This window comes from Nocardia sp. NPDC058176, from assembly GCF_042883805.1.
GTDB lineage: Bacteria > Actinomycetota > Actinomycetes > Mycobacteriales > Mycobacteriaceae > Nocardia.
Window position 1 is genome coordinate 1,117,359 of record NZ_JBHVVA010000001.1, and the last position, 18,427, is coordinate 1,135,785.

Consider the following 18,427-nt stretch of genomic DNA (forward strand, 5'->3'; position numbering starts at 1 on the left):
GGCGCGCCGAGCGGTCAGTGCGTCGCGGGTACGGGTTCGACCGGCTCGGTCGTCGGCGCACCGGGCAGCGGCAGCCGGGCATCGATGACCAACCCGATCAGTCCGAGCGACAGACAGACCGCCGACACCGCGATCGCCACCGGATGGGTGTCCCCGGCCAGGGATCCGGCCAGCACCACCGTCGAGATCGTGCCCGGCGCCGAACCGGCAAGGGTGGCAACGAGATACGGCGTGAGCCGGACCGAGGACAGGCCACAGCAGTAGTTGACGATCGAGAACGGGGCGACCGGGATCATCCGCAACGCCGCCACCGAGAGCCACCCGCGCCGGGCCAAGCGCTCGTCGACCGCCCGCACCGCGGGATGGGTCAGATGCTCGGCGACCCGATCGCGGCCGAGCACTCGGACCCCGAGCAGAGCCACCACCGCGCTCACCGCGCTGGCCCCGAGCGCGAGCACCGAACCGAGCACCGGACCGAACAACACCCCGCTGGTCACCGTCAGCACGGTGCGCGGAACCGGGGCCACCGCGACCACCGCATAGAAGAGGAAGAACAGCACCGGCAGCAGGGGCCCCGCCCCGCCCGCCCAGTCCCGGATCTGCTGTGGACCAGGTAGCGGTACCAGCATCGCCGTGACGAACAGCACGGCGAACCCCGCCAGAGCCAGGAGCAGGCGCGGGGAACGGATCAGTCGGGACACCGGATCAGCGTACCGACCGGTAGGGGATGGCCCGAGTGAGTGGACAGGGTGTCACAGTTAGCATCATGAAGGAACCGGACGCATCCCGGTCGCCGGAGTGTCGGACCAGCGCCACAGCGTGGGTGGACGCGCCGGATCGACAGCACACCGGGGTGCGGTCGTCGAATGGAAGAGAGAACAGCAGCTATGCCGATTGGTTCAGAGTCCGGGGCGGGACTCGCCCCGGAACCGGTGCCCGAATACGCCGCGTGGCGCAAGGGCGTGGCGGGCGTGCTGGCCAAAGCGCGACGGGTCGAGGCCTCCGAACTCCCCGCCGAACCCGAGCACCTGCTCGACGAGACCACCTACGACGGGCTGACCATCGCCCCGCTCTACACCCGCCGCGACGAGCTGCCCGAGCAGCCGCTGCCCGGCGCCTTCCCCTACGTCCGCGGCGGCGACGCCACGCGTGACCCGCAGCGCGGCTGGTTCGTCAGCGCGTTCGCCGGGGAGGACGACGCCGAGGCCACCAACCGGGCGATCCTGACCGGCCTGGAGAACGGCGTGAGCGCCATCGCGCTCGGCGCCGGACCCTACGGCGTGCCCGTCGAGGGCATTCCCGTCGCGCTGCGCGGGCTGCTGTTCGAGCTGGCCCCGCTGACCCTGGTCGCCGGCGCGGCCACCGGCGCCGCCGCCGAGCAGGTGTTCGAGATCCTCGACGGCTACTCGATCGCCGATCGCGCGCAGATCCGGGTCGGCCTCGCCGCCGCCCCGCTGACCAGCGCCTTCACCGGCGCCGAAGACGTCGACCAGGCCGAGGCCGTCGCACTGGCCGTGCGCGCGATCGCCCGGCCCGAGACGGTGCGCGCGATCACCGTGGATGGCATCGCCTTCCACAACGCCGGCGCCTCCGATGCCCAGGAAGTGGGCGCGGCCATCGCCGTGGGTCTGGCGTACCTGCGCCTGCTGACCGGCGCCGGGGTCGACATCGCCGACGCGTTCGGTCAGCTCGAGTTCCGCTTCGCGGCCACCGACGACCAGTTCGCCACCATCGTGAAATTCCGTGCGGCCCGGCGCCTGTGGGCCCGCGTCGCGCAGGTGTGCGGTGCCCCCGCCTTCGGCGCCGCGCCCCAGCACGCGATCACCTCGGCCGCCATGATGACCCAGCGCGATCCGTGGGTGAACCTGCTGCGCACCACCCTGGCCGCCTTCGGCGCCGGTGTCGGTGGCGCCGATTCGGTGACCGTGCTGCCCTTCGACGCGGCCCTGCCCCCGGGCGAACTGGGTGTGTCGACCACGTTCTCGCAGCGGATGGCCCGCAACACCCAGCTGCTGCTGCTCGAGGAATCCCACCTCGGGCACGTGCAGGACCCGGCCGCCGGTTCCTGGTACGTCGACGCGCTCACCGACGAACTCGCCGCCAAGGCCTGGGAATTCATGCAGGAGCTCGAGGCCGCGGGCGGCTACCTCGCCGCGCTCGACTCCGGTGTGCTCGCGGCGCGGATCGTCGAGACCGCCGCCACCCGCGCCGCCGATGTCGCGCATCGCCGCGCCGCGGTGACCGGGGTCAACGAATTCCCCAACCTCGCCGAGGCACCGCTGTCGGAGCAGGCGCGCGAGCCGGGCCCGAACGCGCGCTACGGTGCCGCGTTCGAGACGCTGCGCAACCGGTCCGATGCCTACCTCGCCGCCAACGGCGCCCGCCCGAAGGCGCTGATCGTGCCGCTGGGCCCGGTCGCCGAGCATAACGCGCGGACCATCTTCACCGCGAACGTGCTGGCCTCCGGCGGGATCGAATCGATCAACCCCGGACCACTCGCGATCGACGGAATCGCCAATGCCGCCACGGAATCCGGTGCGCGCATCGCGGTCCTGTGCGGTGCCGACAAGCGCTACGGCGAGCAGGCGGGCGAGGCGGTCGACGCCCTGCGCGCCGCCGGCGTCGAGACCGTGCTGCTGGCCGGTGCGGAGAAAGCCGTCGCGCAGTACAGCGGTACACAGCGTCCCGACGGATACCTCGCCCTGCGCATCGACGCGGTCGCGGTCCTGTCGCAGCTGCTGGAGAAGGTGGGAGCCTGATGACCACATCCGATATCGAGCACGTCGTCGGTAGCTTCGCCGAGGTACCGCTCACCGAGCACGCCCCCGACGCGGCCGCCGTCGACGCCGACCAGGTGCGCGAGTTCGTGACGAACGCGGCCACGGCGAACCACACCACCGCCGAGCAGCTGGTCTGGTCGACGCCCGAGGGTATCGACGTGCCGCCGGTATTCACCAAGGCCGACCGGGATGCTGTTGTCGCGCAGGGCTATCCGCTCGACACCGTGCCCGGCGTCGCGCCGTTCCTGCGCGGGCCCTACCCGACCATGTACGTGAACCAGCCGTGGACGATCCGCCAGTACGCGGGCTTCTCCACCGCCGCGGATTCCAACGCCTTCTACCGCCGCAACCTGCAGGCCGGGCAGAAGGGCCTCTCGGTCGCCTTCGACCTCGCCACCCACCGTGGCTACGACTCCGACCACCCCCGCGTCCAGGGCGACGTGGGTATGGCGGGTGTCGCGATCGACTCGATCCTGGACATGCGCCAGCTCTTCGACCAGATCCCCCTGGATCAGGTGTCGGTGTCGATGACCATGAACGGCGCGGTGCTGCCGATCCTGGCGCTCTACGTCGTCGCCGCCGAAGAGCAGGGCGTCGGCCCCGAACTGCTGGCCGGAACGATTCAGAACGACATTCTGAAAGAGTTCATGGTCCGCAACACCTACATCTATCCGCCCAAGCCCTCCATGCGGATCATCTCCGACATCTTCGCCTTCACCAGCGCGAAGATGCCGAAGTTCAACTCGATCTCCATCTCGGGCTACCACATCCAAGAGGCCGGTGCGACAGCCGATCTGGAGCTGGCCTACACCCTGGCCGACGGTGTCGAGTACATCCGGGCAGGTATCGCCGCGGGCATGGATGTCGACAAGTTCGCGCCGCGCCTGTCGTTCTTCTGGGCCATCGGCATGAACTTCTTCATGGAGGTCGCCAAGCTGCGCGCCGGGCGCCTGCTGTGGAGCGAGCTGGTCTCGAAGTTCGAGCCCAAGAGCGCGAAATCGCTGTCGCTGCGCACCCATTCGCAGACCTCGGGCTGGTCGCTCACCGCGCAGGACGCCTACAACAATGTGGCGCGCACCTGCATCGAGGCGATGGCGGCGACGCAGGGCCACACCCAGTCGCTGCACACCAACGCCCTCGACGAGGCCCTCGCGCTGCCGACGGACTTCTCCGCCCGCATCGCCCGCAACACCCAGCTGCTGATCCAGCAGGAGTCCAACACCACGCGCCCGATCGACCCGTGGGGCGGCTCCTACTACGTCGAATGGCTCACCCACCAGCTCGCCGAACGCGCCCGCGCGCACATCGCCGAGGTGGAGGCGCACGGCGGCATGGCGCAAGCGATCTCGGAAGGCATTCCGAAGCTGCGCATCGAAGAGGCCGCCGCACGCACCCAGGCGCGTATCGACACCGGGCAGCAGCCGGTGATCGGCGTCAACAAGTACCAGGTCGAAGAGGACCAGCAGGTCGAGGTCCTCAAGGTCGAGAACTCGCGGGTGCGGGCCGAGCAGATCGAGAAGCTGGAACGGCTTCGCGCCGAACGGGATTCGGTCGCCGTCGAGGCCGCGCTGGCCAACCTGACCCGCGCCGCCGCCTCCTCGGAGGGCGGCATGGAGAACAACCTCCTCGCTCTGGCCATCGAGGCCGCGCGCGCCAGCGCCACCGTCGGCGAGATCTCCGACGCGCTGGAGAAGGTCTACGGTCGCCATCAGGCCGAAATCCGTACCCTGTCCGGTGTGTACCGCGACGAAGCAGGCAAGGCGACCAACATCGGCGCCGCCATCGAACTGGTGGAGGAGTTCGCCGAGGCCGAGGGCCGCCGACCGCGCATCCTGGTCGCCAAGATGGGCCAGGACGGGCACGACCGCGGCCAGAAGGTGATCGCGACCGCCTTCGCCGACCTCGGCATGGACGTCGACGTGGGCCCGCTGTTCCAGACCCCCGAAGAGGTGGCGCGCCAGGCGGCCGACAACGACGTGCACATCGTCGGCGTCTCCTCGCTGGCGGCCGGTCATCTCACCCTGGTGCCCGCCCTGCGGCAGGCGCTGGCCGAGGTCGGGCGGCCCGACATCATGGTCATCGTCGGCGGGGTCATCCCGCCCGGTGACTTCGACGAGCTCTACGAGGCAGGCGCCGCGGCGATCTTCCCGCCCGGCACCGTCATCGCCGATGCCGCCATCGACCTGCTGAAGAAGCTGGGCGAGGCGCTCGGACACGAGATCGGCGGCGGCAGCGACGCATGAGCGGTCACGGACCCGAGGAGACGGGCGTCCCGCTCCGGGATGCCCGCTCCGGCGCGCACCCGTCGCCGCGTCCCGAGGCCCATCCCCGGCTCGGCACCACCGCGGGCGTCGGCGCACCGCGCAATGCGGGCCGGGGTGGGCCCCGCGCTCCGCGACGCATCGATGTCGGTGAGCTCGCCGAGGGTATCGCCGCAGGTCAGCGGGCCGCGCTGGCCAGGGCGATCACCCTGGTCGAGTCCACCCGGGCCGATCATCGGGAGCTGGCGCAGCAGTTGCTGCTGCGGCTGGGTCCCGAGCCGGGGGCGATCGTGTCGAACCGGGTCGGCATCACCGGTGTCCCCGGCGTGGGCAAGTCGACCTTCATCGACGCGCTCGGCATGAACCTGCTCGCCAAGGGCCACCGGGTGGCCGTGCTCGCGGTCGACCCGTCCTCGACGCGCACCGGCGGCTCGATCCTCGGTGACAAGACCCGCATGGCGCGGTTGTCCCTGGAACCCGACGCGTTCATCCGCCCCTCGCCGACCGCGGGCACACTCGGCGGCGTCGCCAAGGCCACCCGCGAGACCATCGTGCTGCTCGAGGCCGCGGGTTACGACGTGATCCTGGTCGAGACCGTCGGGGTCGGCCAGTCCGAGGTGACCGTCGCCAACATGGTCGACGTCTTCTGCTTCCTCACCCTGGCCCGCACCGGAGATCAGTTGCAGGGCATCAAGAAGGGTGTGCTGGAGCTGGCCGAACTCGTCGCGGTGAACAAGGCCGACGGCAAGCACGAACTCGAGGCCAAGAGCGCGGCTCGCGAACTCCAGGGCGCCCTGCGCCTGATCCACCCCCACGACGCCCTCTGGCGCCCGCCGGTGCTGACCATGAGCGGCCTGGAAGGCGTCGGCCTCGAGAAGTTCTGGGACACCGTCCTCGAACACCGCCGAGTCCTCACCGACGCGGGCGAATTCGCCGAGAAGCGCCGCCGCCAGCAGGTCGACTGGACCTGGACCATGGTCCACGACCAGATCCTGCGCCGCCTCGCCGACAACCCGAACGTGAAAACCATGCGGGCCCAAGTGGAATCGGCCGTCCGCGCCGGTACCCTCACCCCCGCCCTCGCCGCCGAAGAGATCCTGAACGCCTTCGACGGAAAGTAGGAGCGGATCGCTTCACTGTGGATTCGCTGCCTGCGTCGCTGCTGCGGGTGCTGTTTGGTAATGAATACTATTTGCGCAGCTGAGCGGGATATTCCGGGCATGATAATCCGGAATTGGGCGATTTGCCAGCTGTTGTCTGGGGAGATTTTCGTGGACCGTGGAAGGTGGAAGCGAAAGCCTGGGCCCTAGGAGGCACTGATGGCGATCTTCCGTACAGGCCGAACCCTCGGCAGTGACCGCACTCCCGAGCGCGCCGTTCTCGGCGACGACGGCCGCTGGCGTCTCACCTGGCTCCCCGAACAGCCCCTCACCGGCGAACAGGCCGTCGCGGGCCTGCGCCTGGACGAAATCCTCAGCGACCCCACCCTCGTCCACGACCGCATGGCGATCGCCGAAGCCACCACCTGCGCCGACCGCATCGGCATCATCCTCGAACAAGCGGTGATCCGCCTCTGGAAGCGCACCCTCGCGTCTGTGGCCCTGTGCGCCGTCGTCATGACCCGGATGGGACTGCGACCGGCGAACTGAGGGGTCAGCCGGGTAGGTCCGACACCGCGTCGAACGGATTCACCAAGGCGACACCGGTGTCGAGGAAATGCTTCGTGTTGCGGGTGGCGACGGTGTGGCCGTGGGTCAGGGCGGTGGCGGCGATGAGCCCGTCGCTGACGTCGACCCGCGCCGTCGCGAAGAGGGCCCAGCGGTGGGCGACCGCGGTGTCCACGGCGAGGATCCGGTGGGCGAAGCTGCCCTCGACATCGTCGACCGCCCGTTCGATCCGATCGGCGCGGACGGTCTCGGCGCGTGCCCGCAGGAGCGCGATACCGCGGCGGAGTTCGCCGACCGTGATGACGCTCAACCACAACTCCCCGGTGCGGTTGCGCTCGAACCAGGCCAGTACTTCCGGTGCCGGTGCTTTGCGCATGAGCTCGGACACGACGTTCGTGTCGAGGAGATAGCTCACGAGAACTCGGAGAGGTCGAGGTCACGAGGCATGGACTGCGACCTGCTGTTCTCGACTTCGTCGACCGCGTCGGCGATCTCGTCGCCGAGCCCACCGAATGTCACCAGGAGTCGATCCACGAACCCGATATCCGGTCGAGTCAAGCGGCGATACTCCGCGATATCGATGACCACAGCCACCTCATCCCCGTGTCGGGTGATCGTCTGTGGCCCTTCGGCCTCGACCGCGCGCAACACCTCGGAGAAGCGTTGCTTGGCTTCTTGAACCTGCCACCGCATGAAGCACCATCCTCTCGGCTCTGTGTGGACAGACTAGACAGAATTTCCTGGCCTGTCCATGACTCGGATCAGCCGTGGTCCATGCCGCTCATGTCCATCTGCATCGGCGCGGGTTGCTGGCCGGGAGCGAGGACGAGGAATTGGCCCATCATGCCCTTGTCCTCGTGGTGGAGGAGGTGGCAGTGGTACATGTACGGGTAGGTGGGGTCGGTGTGGTCGGCGAAGTGCATGGCGAGGGTGTAGGTGGTGTCGGGGGCGGTGTAGACGGTGTCCTTCCAGCCGGACAGGGCAGGGGGTGGGGGAGTGCCGTCGATGGCGAGGATCTGGAACTGGACGTCGTGGACGTGGAAGTTGTGCGGCCAGTTGTCCTTGTTGCGGACCGACCAGACCTCGGTGGTGTCGACGGGGATGGTCATGTCGATGCGGTTCATGTCCATGCGGTGGTTGTTGATCATGAACCACTGCAGGTCGAAGGTCCGGGTCGGCGCGGTGGTCGCCGCGGCGAGGGGCGTCATCGGGACCATGGTCGTGGGAAGCGCGGCGGCGGGGCGCAGGGTGTCGGCGGCACGCAGGGTCAGGATGTCGAAGGTGTCGTCGAAGCCGAACTCGGCGGCGCGATCGATGCCGGTGCGGTCGGTGATCGACAGCGACCGTACCGTGACGTTCTCGCCGGGACGCAGGGTGACCAGCAGTTCCGCTCGCTCGCCCGGGCTGAGCTGGATCTGTTCCAGCGCAACCGGTTCGGGCATCAGCCCACCGTCGGTCGCGATGAGCTCGAACGGCCTCCCATCGGCGAGGGCGAGGTTGTAGAGACGCCCGGACGACCCGTTGAGGACGCGCAGCCGGACGCGTTCGGTGGTGACGGTGAGGTGGGCGTCGGTGATTCCATTGGTGACAATGGTGTCGCCGAGCAGCCCGACATCGGTGGTGTCGGATTCGTCGATCCGGCCATCGGCGGTGAAGCGGCGGTCCTGGATCACGAGCGGAATGTCGTCGACCCCGTAGTCGTTCGGCAGTCCGAAGGACTCGGCACTGTCGTCATCCACGAGGAAGAATCCGGAAAGCCCACGCTGCACGTGCTTTTCGGTCGCGCCGTGCGGATGCGGGTGGTACCAGAGCGTCGCGGCCTGCTGCTGAACCGTCCACCCCGGTGCCCAGGTCGCACCGGGCGCGATCATCTGATGGGGGCCACCGTCGAACTCCGCGGGCACATGCATGCCGTGCCAGTGCACCGAGGTCGGCTCCGGCAGGTCGTTGGTGATGGTGAACGCGACCCGCTCGCCACGGCGGGCCCGGATGGTCGGGCCGAGCACCGACCCGCTGTACCCCCAGGTCGGCGTCCGCGTCCCGCGGACCATCTCGGTGCTGCCCGGCTGGGCCCGCAGGGTGAACCGGCGGATGCCGTCGACGTCGACGGTGGACGGGGCGAGCGGCGGGATCGGCAGCGGGCGGCTCCCGGTTGTCGACTCCGGCGCCGAGGGCCGGATCGAACATCCGGCGGCATACGCCACCGGAACAATGGCGAGCCCGGTGAGAAAACCTCGTCGCGAGACCAACGTGTGCTCCTTGTCTGTGCGGGAACCTCCAGCTTCGATCGGCCCCGGTCGCGGCGACTCCGCCGAGCGGCCGGACCACCGCGGCCCGTTTCCGGCCGCTCGGCGGTTGCGAACGCGCCGATCGCGTGCTACTGCCGATTCGTCACCTAGCGTGGGTGCGTGATCGACATCCGCGCCCGGAGGCAGCTGCTTCGCTGGCTGCCGCTGGTACTCGTCCCGGTGCTGCTGCTGGCCAGCACGTACCCTGGCCAGTACCGGGTGCCTGCGCACTACTGGTTGCTGGCGATGGCCGCGGGCGTGGTGTTCCTCGCGGGCGCGCGCCGACCGCTGGCGGTGTCGATCGTGCTGTCGGTCCTGGCCGTGCCGATGCTCCGCACCCCGGCGTGGGGTGTGTCGGGCCTGGTGCCCTATCTGGGCGCGGTGGCCCTCGTCGACGTGATCGCGCGCTCGCACCGGCAGGCGCCGGTCTGGGTGGCGACGGGTGCGTGGGCCGCCGCGGTCGTCCTCGGTCGCGTCGGCCTGCACGACACCTCGATCGGGCGCGCCTCCACCGTGGTCGAGGCGGCGGCCTACGTGGGTCTGCCGCTGCTGCTCGGGCTGTACCTGCGCGGACAGCGCGACCTCGCCGAGAACCTGCGCCTGCGCGCCGCCGACGCCGAGGCCCGCACCCGCATCGACGAGCGCGCCGCCCTCGCCAGAGAACTGCACGATGTGGTCGCCCACCACATGGCCTCGATCATCCTGCGGATCTCGGTGGCCGGACACGTGGTGCGCACCGCCGATCCGCGCGTCGTCGCCGTCCTCGACGACGTGCGTGGCACCGCCGCCGATGCTCTCGCCGACATCCGCAGGCTCCTCGCCGCGCTGCGCGATCCCGCCCTCGGCACGGTGGCGCTGGTCGATCCCGAGGCCGTCGCCACCGAGATCACCGCGGCCCTGGACCGGGTGCGCGCGGCCGGGTTCACCGTCGAGGCCGAGCTCGAACCCGACCTGGACGGACTCGACGCCATCACCAGGCTCACCCTGCTGCGCCTGGTGCAGGAGTCCCTGACCAATGTCATGAAGCACGCGGATCAGGCTGTGCCGGTACGGTTCCGGCTCGGCCGACGCGACAGCGGCATCGGCGTCGACGTGGTCAGCGGAGCAACGGCCACAGCACTCGGGCACGGCATCGGCGGCGGTGCGACGGACACACCGCCGGGACACGGCATCGTCGGAATGCGCGAACGCGCCGATCTCGCCGGCGGCACTCTCGCGGTCGGCGCAGAGGAGACGAGCTGGGCGGTGCGAGCATGGCTGCCCGACCGGACGGGGGAGCCGACGTGATCCGGGTACTGCTGGTGGACGATCAGCGACTGATCCGGGCCGGTCTGCGGATGCTCATCGAGGACACCGACGATCTTGTCGTGGTCGGGGAGGCCGCCGACGGCGTCGAGGCCGTCCGCCGCTACACCGAACTCGCACCCGACCTCGTCGTCATGGACCTGCGCATGCCCGGCCTGGACGGAGTCGCCGCGACCCGGCAGATCCTCACCTCGTCACCACGGGCGAAAGTATTGGTACTCACCACCTTCGACGACGACGAGCACCTGTTCCCCGCCCTCGCCGCCGGTGCCACGGGCTATTTCGTCAAGGACACCGAACCCGCGGTCCTGCTCGACGCGATCCGGCGCACCGCCGACGGCGACCTCCTGTTCTCCCCGGCCCTCCTGCGCCGCCTCATCGACCGGGCCCTGCATACGCGACCCGAATCCGCTTCGGTACCAGCGGATCTCACGCCCCGCGAACTCGAGGTACTTCGCCTGGTCGGCGAGGGTCACGGCAACCAGGCGATCGCCGACCGCCTGTACCTCGGCGTGAGCACGGTCAAGACCCACATCGCCAATCTGCTCGACAAGACCGGCACCGACAACCGCGTCCGGCTCGCCGTCTACGCCTCCAAACTCCTGTGACAGCCCCTTGTCTCAGGTGACGAATCGGTAAGAAAACGGTAACGGTGATGTGATCTTGGTCGATACTGTGACTGACCGCATTGAAGCGGTCGGTTTTCAGTGTGGAGGTTCGATCGATGAGGTGCCGCGGCGCGGTGTCGGCATTGGCGGCGGTGTTCGTCGCGGTGGGTTCGACCGTAGGTGCCGGTGCGGTCGCCGCGCAGGCGCCGGTGACACAGCGGGTGGTGGTGGTCGACGGGTCGCGGGCCGAGGTGACCTCGGTGCAGGGACGGCAGGTGATGGTGCGGATCCATTCGGCCGCGATGGGGCGCGATGTCGAGGTGAAAGTCCAGCGGCCGGCGGACATCTCCGTGCCGCGGCCGTCGCTGTATCTGGTCAACGGCGCCGGTGGCGGCGAGGACACCGCCACCTGGGAGGAGAACACCGATGTGGTGGACTTCCTCGCCGACAAGCCGGTCAACGTGGTCATGCCGATCGGCGGCGCGTGGAGCTACTACACCGATTGGCGCGAGCCCGATCCCATGCTCGGCGTGAACAAGTGGCGCACCTTCTTCCTCGACGAACTGCCCGCCCTGGTCGACACCCTGTTCGCCACGACCGGGCGCAACGCGATCGCCGCCAACTCGATGTCGGTCACCTCCATCCTGCAGCTCGCGATCGCCAAGCCGGGGCTGTACCGCTCGGTCGCCGCCTACAGCGGCTGCGCGCAGATCAGCGATCCGATCGGACGGCAGTTCGTGAACCTCGTCGTCGCCACGGGCGGCGGCGACGCGTCGAACATGTACGGCCCGCCCGGTGACCCGGCGTGGGCCGCCAACGATCCGGTGGTCAATGCCGAAGGGCTGCGCGGGACCCGGCTCTACATCTCCAACAGCAACGGGTTGCCCGGTGAGCACGACCGGCTCGGCGATCCGCACCTGGTCACCTGGGGACCGGTCGGCCTGGCCAACCAGGTCGTCGTCGGCGGGGTGATCGAGGCCGCGACGAACTGGTGCACCAAGAATCTGCAGGATCGGCTCGTCGAACTCGACATCCCGGCCACCTTCGACCTGTCCACCCGGGGCACCCACTCCTGGGGTTACTGGCAGAAGGCGTTCAAGAACTCCTGGCCACTGCTGGCCGAGGGGATGGCGGTCCCCGCCTGATCAATCGAGCTCGAACAGCGCGACCGCATTGTCGTGACAGACCTTGCGCAGCCACTCCTCGCCGAGGTCGAGGCGCTCGAGCGCGGCGACGGACTCGGCGTACGGGTACGGGATGTTGGGGAAGTCGCTGCCGAACAGGATGCGATCGGCGAAGCGGCGCAGGCGATCTCGTTCACCGGGCGGGAAGGGGGAATCGCCCTCGCTGAAGTCGGTCCACACCATCGTGGTGTCGAGATACATCCGCGGGTACTGCTCGGCGAGGTCGAGGAACTCGGTGTACTCCGGGGTGCCCATGTGGGCGACGATCAGCCGCAGGCCCGGAAAGCGGCGCAGCAGTTCGGCGATCGGGGCGGGGCCGGTGAATTCGCCGGGCGCCGGGCCGGATCCGCAGTGGATGACCACCGGTGTGCCGGACTCGGCCAGGATCGACCACACCGGGTCGAGCAGCGGATCCAGCGGTGAGAAGGCGCCGACCTGGATGTGCACCTTGAAGACCCGCGCGCCGCGGTCCAGCGCCGTGCGGACGTAGTCGGGCGCGTCCGGCTCCGGGTAGAAGGTGGCGGTGTGCAGGCAGTCGGGGGTGCGGGCGGCGAAATCGGCGGTCCAGTCGTTGAGCCAGGCGCCCATCTGCGGCTTGTGCGGATAGACCAGCGACGTGAACGCGCGAACACCGAAGTCGCGCAAGGTCTTCAGCCGGACCTGCTCGTCGTCGCGGTAGGTGATCGGCCAGGCGCGCCCGGTGAGCGGACCGGCCGTGTCGAAATAGGCCCACACCTTGCGCATCACCTGGTCGGGCATGAAATGGGTGTGCACGTCGACGATCGCGGGCAGCTCGAGGCGGCGCCGGAAATCGGCGAGGTAGGCGGCGGTATCGACGGTCATGACGGCGGCTCCGGGTACAGGCGCCGGGCCAGGGCCCCGACGCGGGTGACGAGACGTTCGAAGAACACGGCGGGGTCGGTGCCGATCACGATGTCGGCGTTGGGTTCCCGGCCCCACATGCCCGCCCAGTCGGCGACCGTGGTCGCCCGGGTGATGGTGCCCGCCAGCTCGACGTCGACCGTGGCCGGGCGGGTCGTGGCCAGCGCCGGATCGAGGGCCACCGCGGCGGCGAACGGATCGTGCATGTGCGCCAGGTAGCCCAGATCGTAGGACTGGTGGAAGTCGAAATAGAACCGCACCGCGTCGGTGAGATAGCGGATGATCGGATTGCTCGCCGCCGAACGCCATTCGGGTACCGCACCCGCGCCGACCCGCTCGATCGGCACGCTCTGCGCGGCCTCCGCCAGCGCGACCAGGTGCCCGGGCAGCATCTCGATGGACTCGGTGATGTCGAGCGCGCACACCAGCGGCCTGCGATCCGGCGGCGCCGCCGAGAACGCGTCGAAGACCTCCTTGGCCGCCTCCGGGTCGACATGGATGTTCCACTCGTTGGTCGGCGTGGTGTTGCCGGGGTGGTTGAACGCCCCGCCCATGATCACCAGGCGCCGCAGCAGGCGCGGTAGTTCCGGCTCGATCCGCAGGGCCAGTGCGAGATTGGTCAGTGGGCCGGTGCACAGGCCGGTCACCTCGCCCGGGCGGTCCCGCACCAGGTCGACCCACATCCGCGCGGCCGTCCGGTCCGACAGCGACCGCGCCGGGACCGGCAGCTCGGCGTAGCCCAGACCCTGTGGGCCGTGCGTGTCCTCGGTGGTGCGCAGCGGGATCGCCAGCGGCGCGTCCGCACCGGCGGCCACCTCGATCTCGCCGGCGCGCGCCAGATCGAGCAGGGCGAGCGTATTGACGGCCACCTGGGCGGTCGGGACATTGCCCGCGGTCGCGGCGATCCCGATGATCTCGGCCTCCGGCGAGGCCAGCAGATACAGCAGCGCCAGCGAATCATCGATCCCGGTATCGACGTCGAGAATGATCTGCTGCGGCACAGCTCGACCCTAGCCGTGCCCCGGACCCGCTCGGCGGCAGGTCTGCTGATGGCGCTGCCGGAAGGCCACGGTGGCCGACCCGCGCCGTCGTGCTACTCGGCGGGCGTTGCCGCGGCCGGGCGAGTGGGGTACGTGGGGAGCGTGAACTCCTCGGTGTCCCCGAAGTAGATCCGCTTGGTCAGCGGACGCATCAGGCGCGACATCATGATGCGGACGTTGAGCTTCGCGAGCCTCGTCAGCACCGCGGTGCGGGGGAGCATCATCGGGAGTCCGCCGCCGGGGATCTCCTTGGCCTTGTCCAGAAACGGGGTGATCGTGTCCTGGTAGCGGCGCTGCGCGCCGGCGAGATCGTCAGGGGTGGCGGCGATCTCGGCGGCCAGGACGTACGCGCCGACGATGGCCATCGCGGTGCCCATCCCGCTGAGCGGGGATCCGCAGTAGCCCGCGTCGCCGATCAGCGTGACCCGGCCGACCGAGAGTTCCGGCACGTCCACCCGCGCCACTTCGTCGAAGTAGAAGTCGGACGTGGCCTCCATGGCGGCGAGGACGGCGGAGGCGTGCCAGCCCGCGTCGCCGAGTGTCCGCCGGAGGAGCGCGCGCTGGGCGTCGACGTCGTGGCGCAGCGCGGGATCGCGCTCGGCGCGCACGGTGATGATCGCCTTGGCGGTGCTCGGATCGCCGTCGGGGCGGATGCCGAGCATGGCGCCGGGCACCAGCCGCATGCCGAACCAGCCCGGTTCCACCTCGGGTGGGGTCGCCATGGTGAAGAACGCGCCGTAGCCGCCGAGATGGGTGCTGAACTCCTCCTCCGGTCCGAAGACCAGGCGGCGGGTCGCCGAGTGCACCCCGTCGGCGCCGATCACCAGGTCGAAGCGCTCGGTGGCGCCGGTAGCGAACGTGACATCGACGCCGGTGCCGTCCTGGTCGATGCGCTCGATCCACTCGCCGTAGCGGTAGTCGAGCTCGCCGGTGTCGGTGGTGGCGAGCTCGTCGAGCAGGACCTGGTTGAGGTCGCCGCGGGTGATCTCGACGTCGGCGACCGCGCCCTTGCCGTCGAAGTCCGCCATCGCCATCCGCGCGTAGACCTTGCCCCTGCCGTCGATGTAGGCCATGCCCCGTTCGTCGAGCTGGTGCTTCGCGATGCCCGGCATCAGCCCCATCCGCTCGGCAGCCGCTTTGCTCGGGCCGCGCAGGTCGACCGCCTGGCCGCCGGGGCGGGGAGCCGTCGCGCGCTCGACCACGGTGGTGCGGATGCCGTGGCGCAGCAGCTGGAGGGCGACCGCGTTGCCCGCGATACCGCCGCCGGAGACGAGCACGTGCAGGGGGCTGGTGGAGGTCATGAGGTGATCCCGTCTGGAAGAACGAATATCTTAGACATATGTCTAACCGAAGTTGGCACGAATGTCTAGAACAAACGTCTAAGACGGTCCGGTAGGGTTGTCGGCATGGGCAATCGAGAAGACCTGCTGGCGGGGGCGCGCAAGGTCATCATGGAGCGCGGCGTGGCCAAGGCGACCGCGCGCGACATCGCCGCGGCCGCCGGGGTGAGCCTGGCCGCGATCGGCTATCACTTCGGGTCGAAGGACCGCCTGGTCACCGAGGCGCTGGGGGAGGCGCTCGGCAACGCGATCGGCGACGCGATGCAGGAATTGATCGAAGAGGGCGCGGGCGCACCGCTGCTGACCGGCTTCACGCAGCTGTGGAACGCCATGCCCGCCGTGTTCGCCGACAATCACGAGGCGATGCTGGCCAGTCTCGAGAACATCGTGCGCATCGTGCGCGTACCGGAAGCCAGGGCGCAGATGGGTGATCAGCTGTCGACGGCCTCGGCCGACCTCGCGGCGAACATGCGTGCGTCGCATCCGGAACTGGACGAGGCGCAGGCCGCCGCCATCGGACGGATGTACTTCGCGCTCGTCCAGGGGCTGGCGGTGCTGTGGCTGCTGAATCCCGATCAGGTGGTGGCCGACGGAGACCACCTCGCCGAGGCTGTCAGGGCGCTCGCCGGGGATTGACGGCTCCCTCGGCACTTCCGCGACGGTCACGAGCGTGCTCGCCTTGGCTCGAGGCGATGCCGTGCCAGGGCGCGCCGCGCCTCCGGTCGACGCTCACCAGCGGGGGTCGTGTCCGCCGTATTCCGGTGCGGGCCAACGGTAGTCGGCGTAACCGGCGAAAGCCGGTGCCGCGGTGGTGATGTCGCCGTGGGTGACCGTGTCCGCCGGGTCGGGCGGCTCGGCGGCGGGATGGTCGGGCGTGCGGTCACCGGAGAGCAGCCAGGAAGCGGTGCGGGCCAAGGAGACTCTCACGTCACGGCCGTGTCCGTCGTCGGTGCGGGACCGCAGCGCGTCGACCACCCCGGCGGCCAGCAGATATCCGGAGGCGTGGTCGAGGGCTTGGGCAGGCAGCGCGCCAGGGCGGTCCGTCGAGCCTTCGATCAGCGAGATGCCCGTCGCCGCCTGCACGATGCTGTCGAAGCCACGCCGGTCACCCCACGGCCCCGCGACGCCCCAGGCCGACACGCTCGCGTGGATCAGGCCGGGGCGAGTCCGGACGCCGAGGGCGGCGAGCGCGCCGGGCCGGTAGCCGGTCACCAGGATGTCGGCCTCGTCGAGGAGCTGTTCGAACAGCGCGAGATTGGTGCGCAGATCGAGCAGGGTGGATCGTTTGCCCTGGCAGGTGTCGCGGAACTGCCAGTCGATCTCGGGCAGGCGGGGTGGATCGATGCGGAGTACGTCGGCGCCGAGCAGCGCGAGGGTGCGGGTGGCGACCGGACCGGCCAGTACCCGGGTCAGATCGAGCACCCGGATACCGCGCAGCGGCCGGTCGAGCGTGGGGGCGTGCCCGAGCCCGGACCGCGGTGGAGTGGGTTGTGCCGCGGGGGCGTCGGTTCCAGCGGTGACCTGGCCGGTCGACCCACCGTCCGCCCGTCGTTCGAGGGCGACCAGCGGTCCCGCCGCCGCGGCACGCCCCATCGGGCTGCCCGACCATTCACCCTCCGCGCGCACCCGCACCGCGATCGCACCCGCGTCGAGCGCCAGCGCTTCGACCTCCGCCGCCGACATCGCTGCCAGCCGCGCGGCGACCTGCTCGGCATCGACGTCGTCGGCCAGCTCGAGCGCCCCGGCGAGGCGGCGGCGATGATGAGGGTAATTGGCGTGCGTGCGCACCCAGCCGTCCGCGGTGCGGAAGAACCCGGACAGCGGACTGAAGATCGAGGGCGCGGCGCCACTGTGACGGAACAGCCGCTCACCGGCGAACGCCGCCGTCACCCGGGTGGGATCGACCACGACCGGCCGGACCGCCGGCCCGCTCGCCGCGCGAAATCGGTTCGCGGCCAGCTGTACCGCCGCGACCGAGCCACCGGCGAGCGCCCAGACCGGTAGCGTTGCCGCCAGCCGGGCACCCGGATCGGCGGCGTCGATCGGTGTCGACGGCGCGAGTCCCAGTCCGGCCTCGTAGGCGTGCACGAGCTGCTGTGCGGTGGTCACTCGACCAGCCTAGCTGCGGAAACGATGGGTGAGGAGTGTGCTGTGGGTGTGAATGCGACTGCCACGGAATGGATTCGAGTCCTGCGCAAGGACCCGTCCGCGGGCGGGCAGCTGGTGTGCTTCCCGCCGGGCGGCGGATCGGCCGCGGTGTATCGCGAGCTGTCGCGGCACGTCGGCCCCGGTGTCGACGTGACCGCGGTGCAGTACCCCGGCCGCCAGGACCGCCTCGACGAGCCGGTGCTCACCGACCTGCACGCACTCGCCGACCGGATCGCCACCGACCTGCTGGCCCAGCCGGCACCGGCGCGGACGCTGTTCGGGCACAGCATGGGCGCGACGGTGGCCTACGAGACCGCGCGTCGCCTCGCCGAGGGTGGCGCACCGGTACGCGCGCTCATCGTCTCGGGCCGTCCCGCGCCCACGTTCGTGGAAACCGCCCTGCTGCACCAGGCCTCGGACGACGCGCTCCTCGACGACCTCGAACGCCTGGCCGCCGATCCCGCACCGGTCCGGATGCTGCGCGCCGAACCCGATCTCGCCGAACTCATCCTGCCCGCCGTCCGCGGTGACTACCAGGCGGTCGAGACCTACCGCCATCGTCCCGGACCGCGGTTGAGCTGCCCGGTCGTGGCACTGATCAGCACCGAGGATCCCACGGCCACCCCCGCGCAGGCCGAGGAATGGGAGACGATGACCGACGGGCCGTTCACCCTGACGACCTTCCCCGGCGGACACTTCTACCTCGACGAGCGGCCCGTTCCGGTCGCCGAGGAGATCACGCGGCACCTGAGGTAACCGACGACAGCGACGCGGATAACAGAATAGTCTCCGGACGGGCGCGAGCGGTCGCGTCTGCGGATGGCGACGGGATCCGTGCCCGGCCGTGACCAGGAGTCCGCCCTCGGCCGGGCGTCGTCGCCGTGCGAGGCGCGCACGTCTCGGGGCGATCACGGCGCCCGATGC

General features: G+C 70.0%; 17 protein-coding genes. 9 read left to right on the forward strand and 8 right to left on the reverse strand.

What is annotated here, in order from left to right; genetic code table 11:
- Positions 1-14: 14 nt before the first annotated feature.
- Positions 15-701 carry a TVP38/TMEM64 family protein gene (locus tag ACFVVM_RS05280; RefSeq protein ID WP_387613135.1) on the reverse strand — a complete coding sequence of 229 codons (687 nt, stop codon included), beginning with the start codon at positions 699-701 and terminating at the stop codon, positions 15-17.
- 186 nt (positions 702-887) lie between these two features.
- Between ACFVVM_RS05280 and ACFVVM_RS05285 the strand changes: the two genes are divergently transcribed.
- The 4 genes from ACFVVM_RS05285 (at position 888) to ACFVVM_RS05300 (ending at position 6,690) form a co-directional block, all read left to right on the forward strand.
- Positions 888-2,759 carry a methylmalonyl-CoA mutase family protein gene (locus ACFVVM_RS05285; RefSeq protein ID WP_387613137.1) on the forward strand — a complete coding sequence of 624 codons (1,872 nt, stop codon included), beginning with the start codon at positions 888-890 and terminating at the stop codon, positions 2,757-2,759.
- Positions 2,759-5,023, forward strand: coding sequence for a methylmalonyl-CoA mutase (gene scpA / locus ACFVVM_RS05290; protein ID WP_387613139.1), 2,265 nt, complete (start codon positions 2,759-2,761; stop codon positions 5,021-5,023). Before ACFVVM_RS05285 ends, scpA begins: the two co-directional genes overlap by 1 nt.
- A complete protein-coding gene (gene meaB / locus ACFVVM_RS05295; protein ID WP_387613141.1) occupies positions 5,020-6,162 on the forward strand; it encodes a methylmalonyl Co-A mutase-associated GTPase MeaB in 1,143 nt (380 codons plus the stop codon). The genes scpA and meaB overlap by 4 nt, the downstream gene beginning before the upstream one ends.
- 198 nt (positions 6,163-6,360) lie before the next feature.
- Positions 6,361-6,690, forward strand: a complete 330-nt coding sequence (locus ACFVVM_RS05300; protein ID WP_387613143.1) for a hypothetical protein — start codon at positions 6,361-6,363, stop codon at positions 6,688-6,690.
- Positions 6,691-6,694: 4 nt separating this feature from the next.
- Here ACFVVM_RS05300 and ACFVVM_RS05305 read toward each other — a convergent pair whose 3' ends face one another.
- The 3 genes from ACFVVM_RS05305 to ACFVVM_RS05315 all read right to left on the reverse strand — a co-directional run bounded on the left by ACFVVM_RS05305 (position 6,695) and on the right by ACFVVM_RS05315 (position 8,957).
- Positions 6,695-7,123 (reverse strand): type II toxin-antitoxin system VapC family toxin, encoded by a 429-nt coding sequence (locus ACFVVM_RS05305; protein ID WP_387613145.1) that lies wholly within the window; start codon positions 7,121-7,123, stop codon positions 6,695-6,697.
- On the reverse strand, positions 7,120-7,401 hold the full coding sequence (locus ACFVVM_RS05310) for a type II toxin-antitoxin system Phd/YefM family antitoxin (RefSeq protein ID WP_387613147.1): 282 nt from the start codon (positions 7,399-7,401) through the stop codon (positions 7,120-7,122). Before ACFVVM_RS05310 ends, ACFVVM_RS05305 begins: the two co-directional genes overlap by 4 nt.
- A 68-nt stretch (positions 7,402-7,469) precedes the next feature.
- Entirely contained in the window at positions 7,470-8,957 is a 1,488-nt protein-coding gene (locus tag ACFVVM_RS05315) for a multicopper oxidase family protein (protein WP_387613148.1), read from the reverse strand.
- Positions 8,958-9,116: 159 nt separating this feature from the next.
- Between ACFVVM_RS05315 and ACFVVM_RS05320 the strand changes: the two genes are divergently transcribed.
- The 3 genes from ACFVVM_RS05320 (at position 9,117) to ACFVVM_RS05330 (ending at position 12,054) form a co-directional block, all read left to right on the forward strand.
- The gene (locus tag ACFVVM_RS05320) at positions 9,117-10,283 is read left to right on the forward strand and encodes a sensor histidine kinase (protein ID WP_387613150.1); all 1,167 of its coding nucleotides are present in this window, start codon (positions 9,117-9,119) and stop codon (positions 10,281-10,283) included.
- Entirely contained in the window at positions 10,280-10,909 is a 630-nt protein-coding gene (locus ACFVVM_RS05325; protein WP_387616760.1) for a response regulator, read from the forward strand. The genes ACFVVM_RS05320 and ACFVVM_RS05325 overlap by 4 nt, the downstream gene beginning before the upstream one ends.
- Positions 10,910-11,025: 116 nt before the next feature.
- Positions 11,026-12,054: an alpha/beta hydrolase gene (locus tag ACFVVM_RS05330; protein WP_387613152.1), complete on the forward strand. Its 1,029-nt coding sequence runs from the start codon at positions 11,026-11,028 to the stop codon at positions 12,052-12,054.
- Here ACFVVM_RS05330 and ACFVVM_RS05335 read toward each other — a convergent pair whose 3' ends face one another.
- The 3 genes from ACFVVM_RS05335 to ACFVVM_RS05345 all read right to left on the reverse strand — a co-directional run bounded on the left by ACFVVM_RS05335 (position 12,055) and on the right by ACFVVM_RS05345 (position 15,316).
- Positions 12,055-12,936, reverse strand: a complete 882-nt coding sequence (locus tag ACFVVM_RS05335) for an amidohydrolase family protein (RefSeq protein ID WP_387613154.1) — start codon at positions 12,934-12,936, stop codon at positions 12,055-12,057. It lies immediately after the preceding gene.
- Positions 12,933-13,976 carry a nucleoside hydrolase gene (locus tag ACFVVM_RS05340; protein ID WP_387613156.1) on the reverse strand — a complete coding sequence of 348 codons (1,044 nt, stop codon included), beginning with the start codon at positions 13,974-13,976 and terminating at the stop codon, positions 12,933-12,935. Before ACFVVM_RS05340 ends, ACFVVM_RS05335 begins: the two co-directional genes overlap by 4 nt.
- A 92-nt stretch (positions 13,977-14,068) precedes the next feature.
- Complete coding sequence (locus ACFVVM_RS05345; RefSeq protein ID WP_387613158.1) at positions 14,069-15,316, reverse strand: FAD-dependent monooxygenase; 1,248 nt, start codon at positions 15,314-15,316, stop codon at positions 14,069-14,071.
- Positions 15,317-15,421: 105 nt separating this feature from the next.
- Between ACFVVM_RS05345 and ACFVVM_RS05350 the strand changes: the two genes are divergently transcribed.
- Complete coding sequence (locus ACFVVM_RS05350; RefSeq protein WP_387613159.1) at positions 15,422-15,991, forward strand: TetR family transcriptional regulator; 570 nt, start codon at positions 15,422-15,424, stop codon at positions 15,989-15,991.
- 93 nt (positions 15,992-16,084) lie between these two features.
- Here ACFVVM_RS05350 and ACFVVM_RS05355 read toward each other — a convergent pair whose 3' ends face one another.
- Positions 16,085-17,464 (reverse strand): CoA transferase, encoded by a 1,380-nt coding sequence (locus tag ACFVVM_RS05355; protein WP_387613161.1) that lies wholly within the window; start codon positions 17,462-17,464, stop codon positions 16,085-16,087.
- A 42-nt stretch (positions 17,465-17,506) separates the two neighbouring features.
- Here ACFVVM_RS05355 and ACFVVM_RS05360 point away from each other — a divergent pair, with 42 nt between their 5' ends.
- Positions 17,507-18,259 (forward strand): thioesterase II family protein, encoded by a 753-nt coding sequence (locus ACFVVM_RS05360; RefSeq protein ID WP_387613162.1) that lies wholly within the window; start codon positions 17,507-17,509, stop codon positions 18,257-18,259.
- The last annotated feature ends 168 nt before the right edge of the window (positions 18,260-18,427 follow it).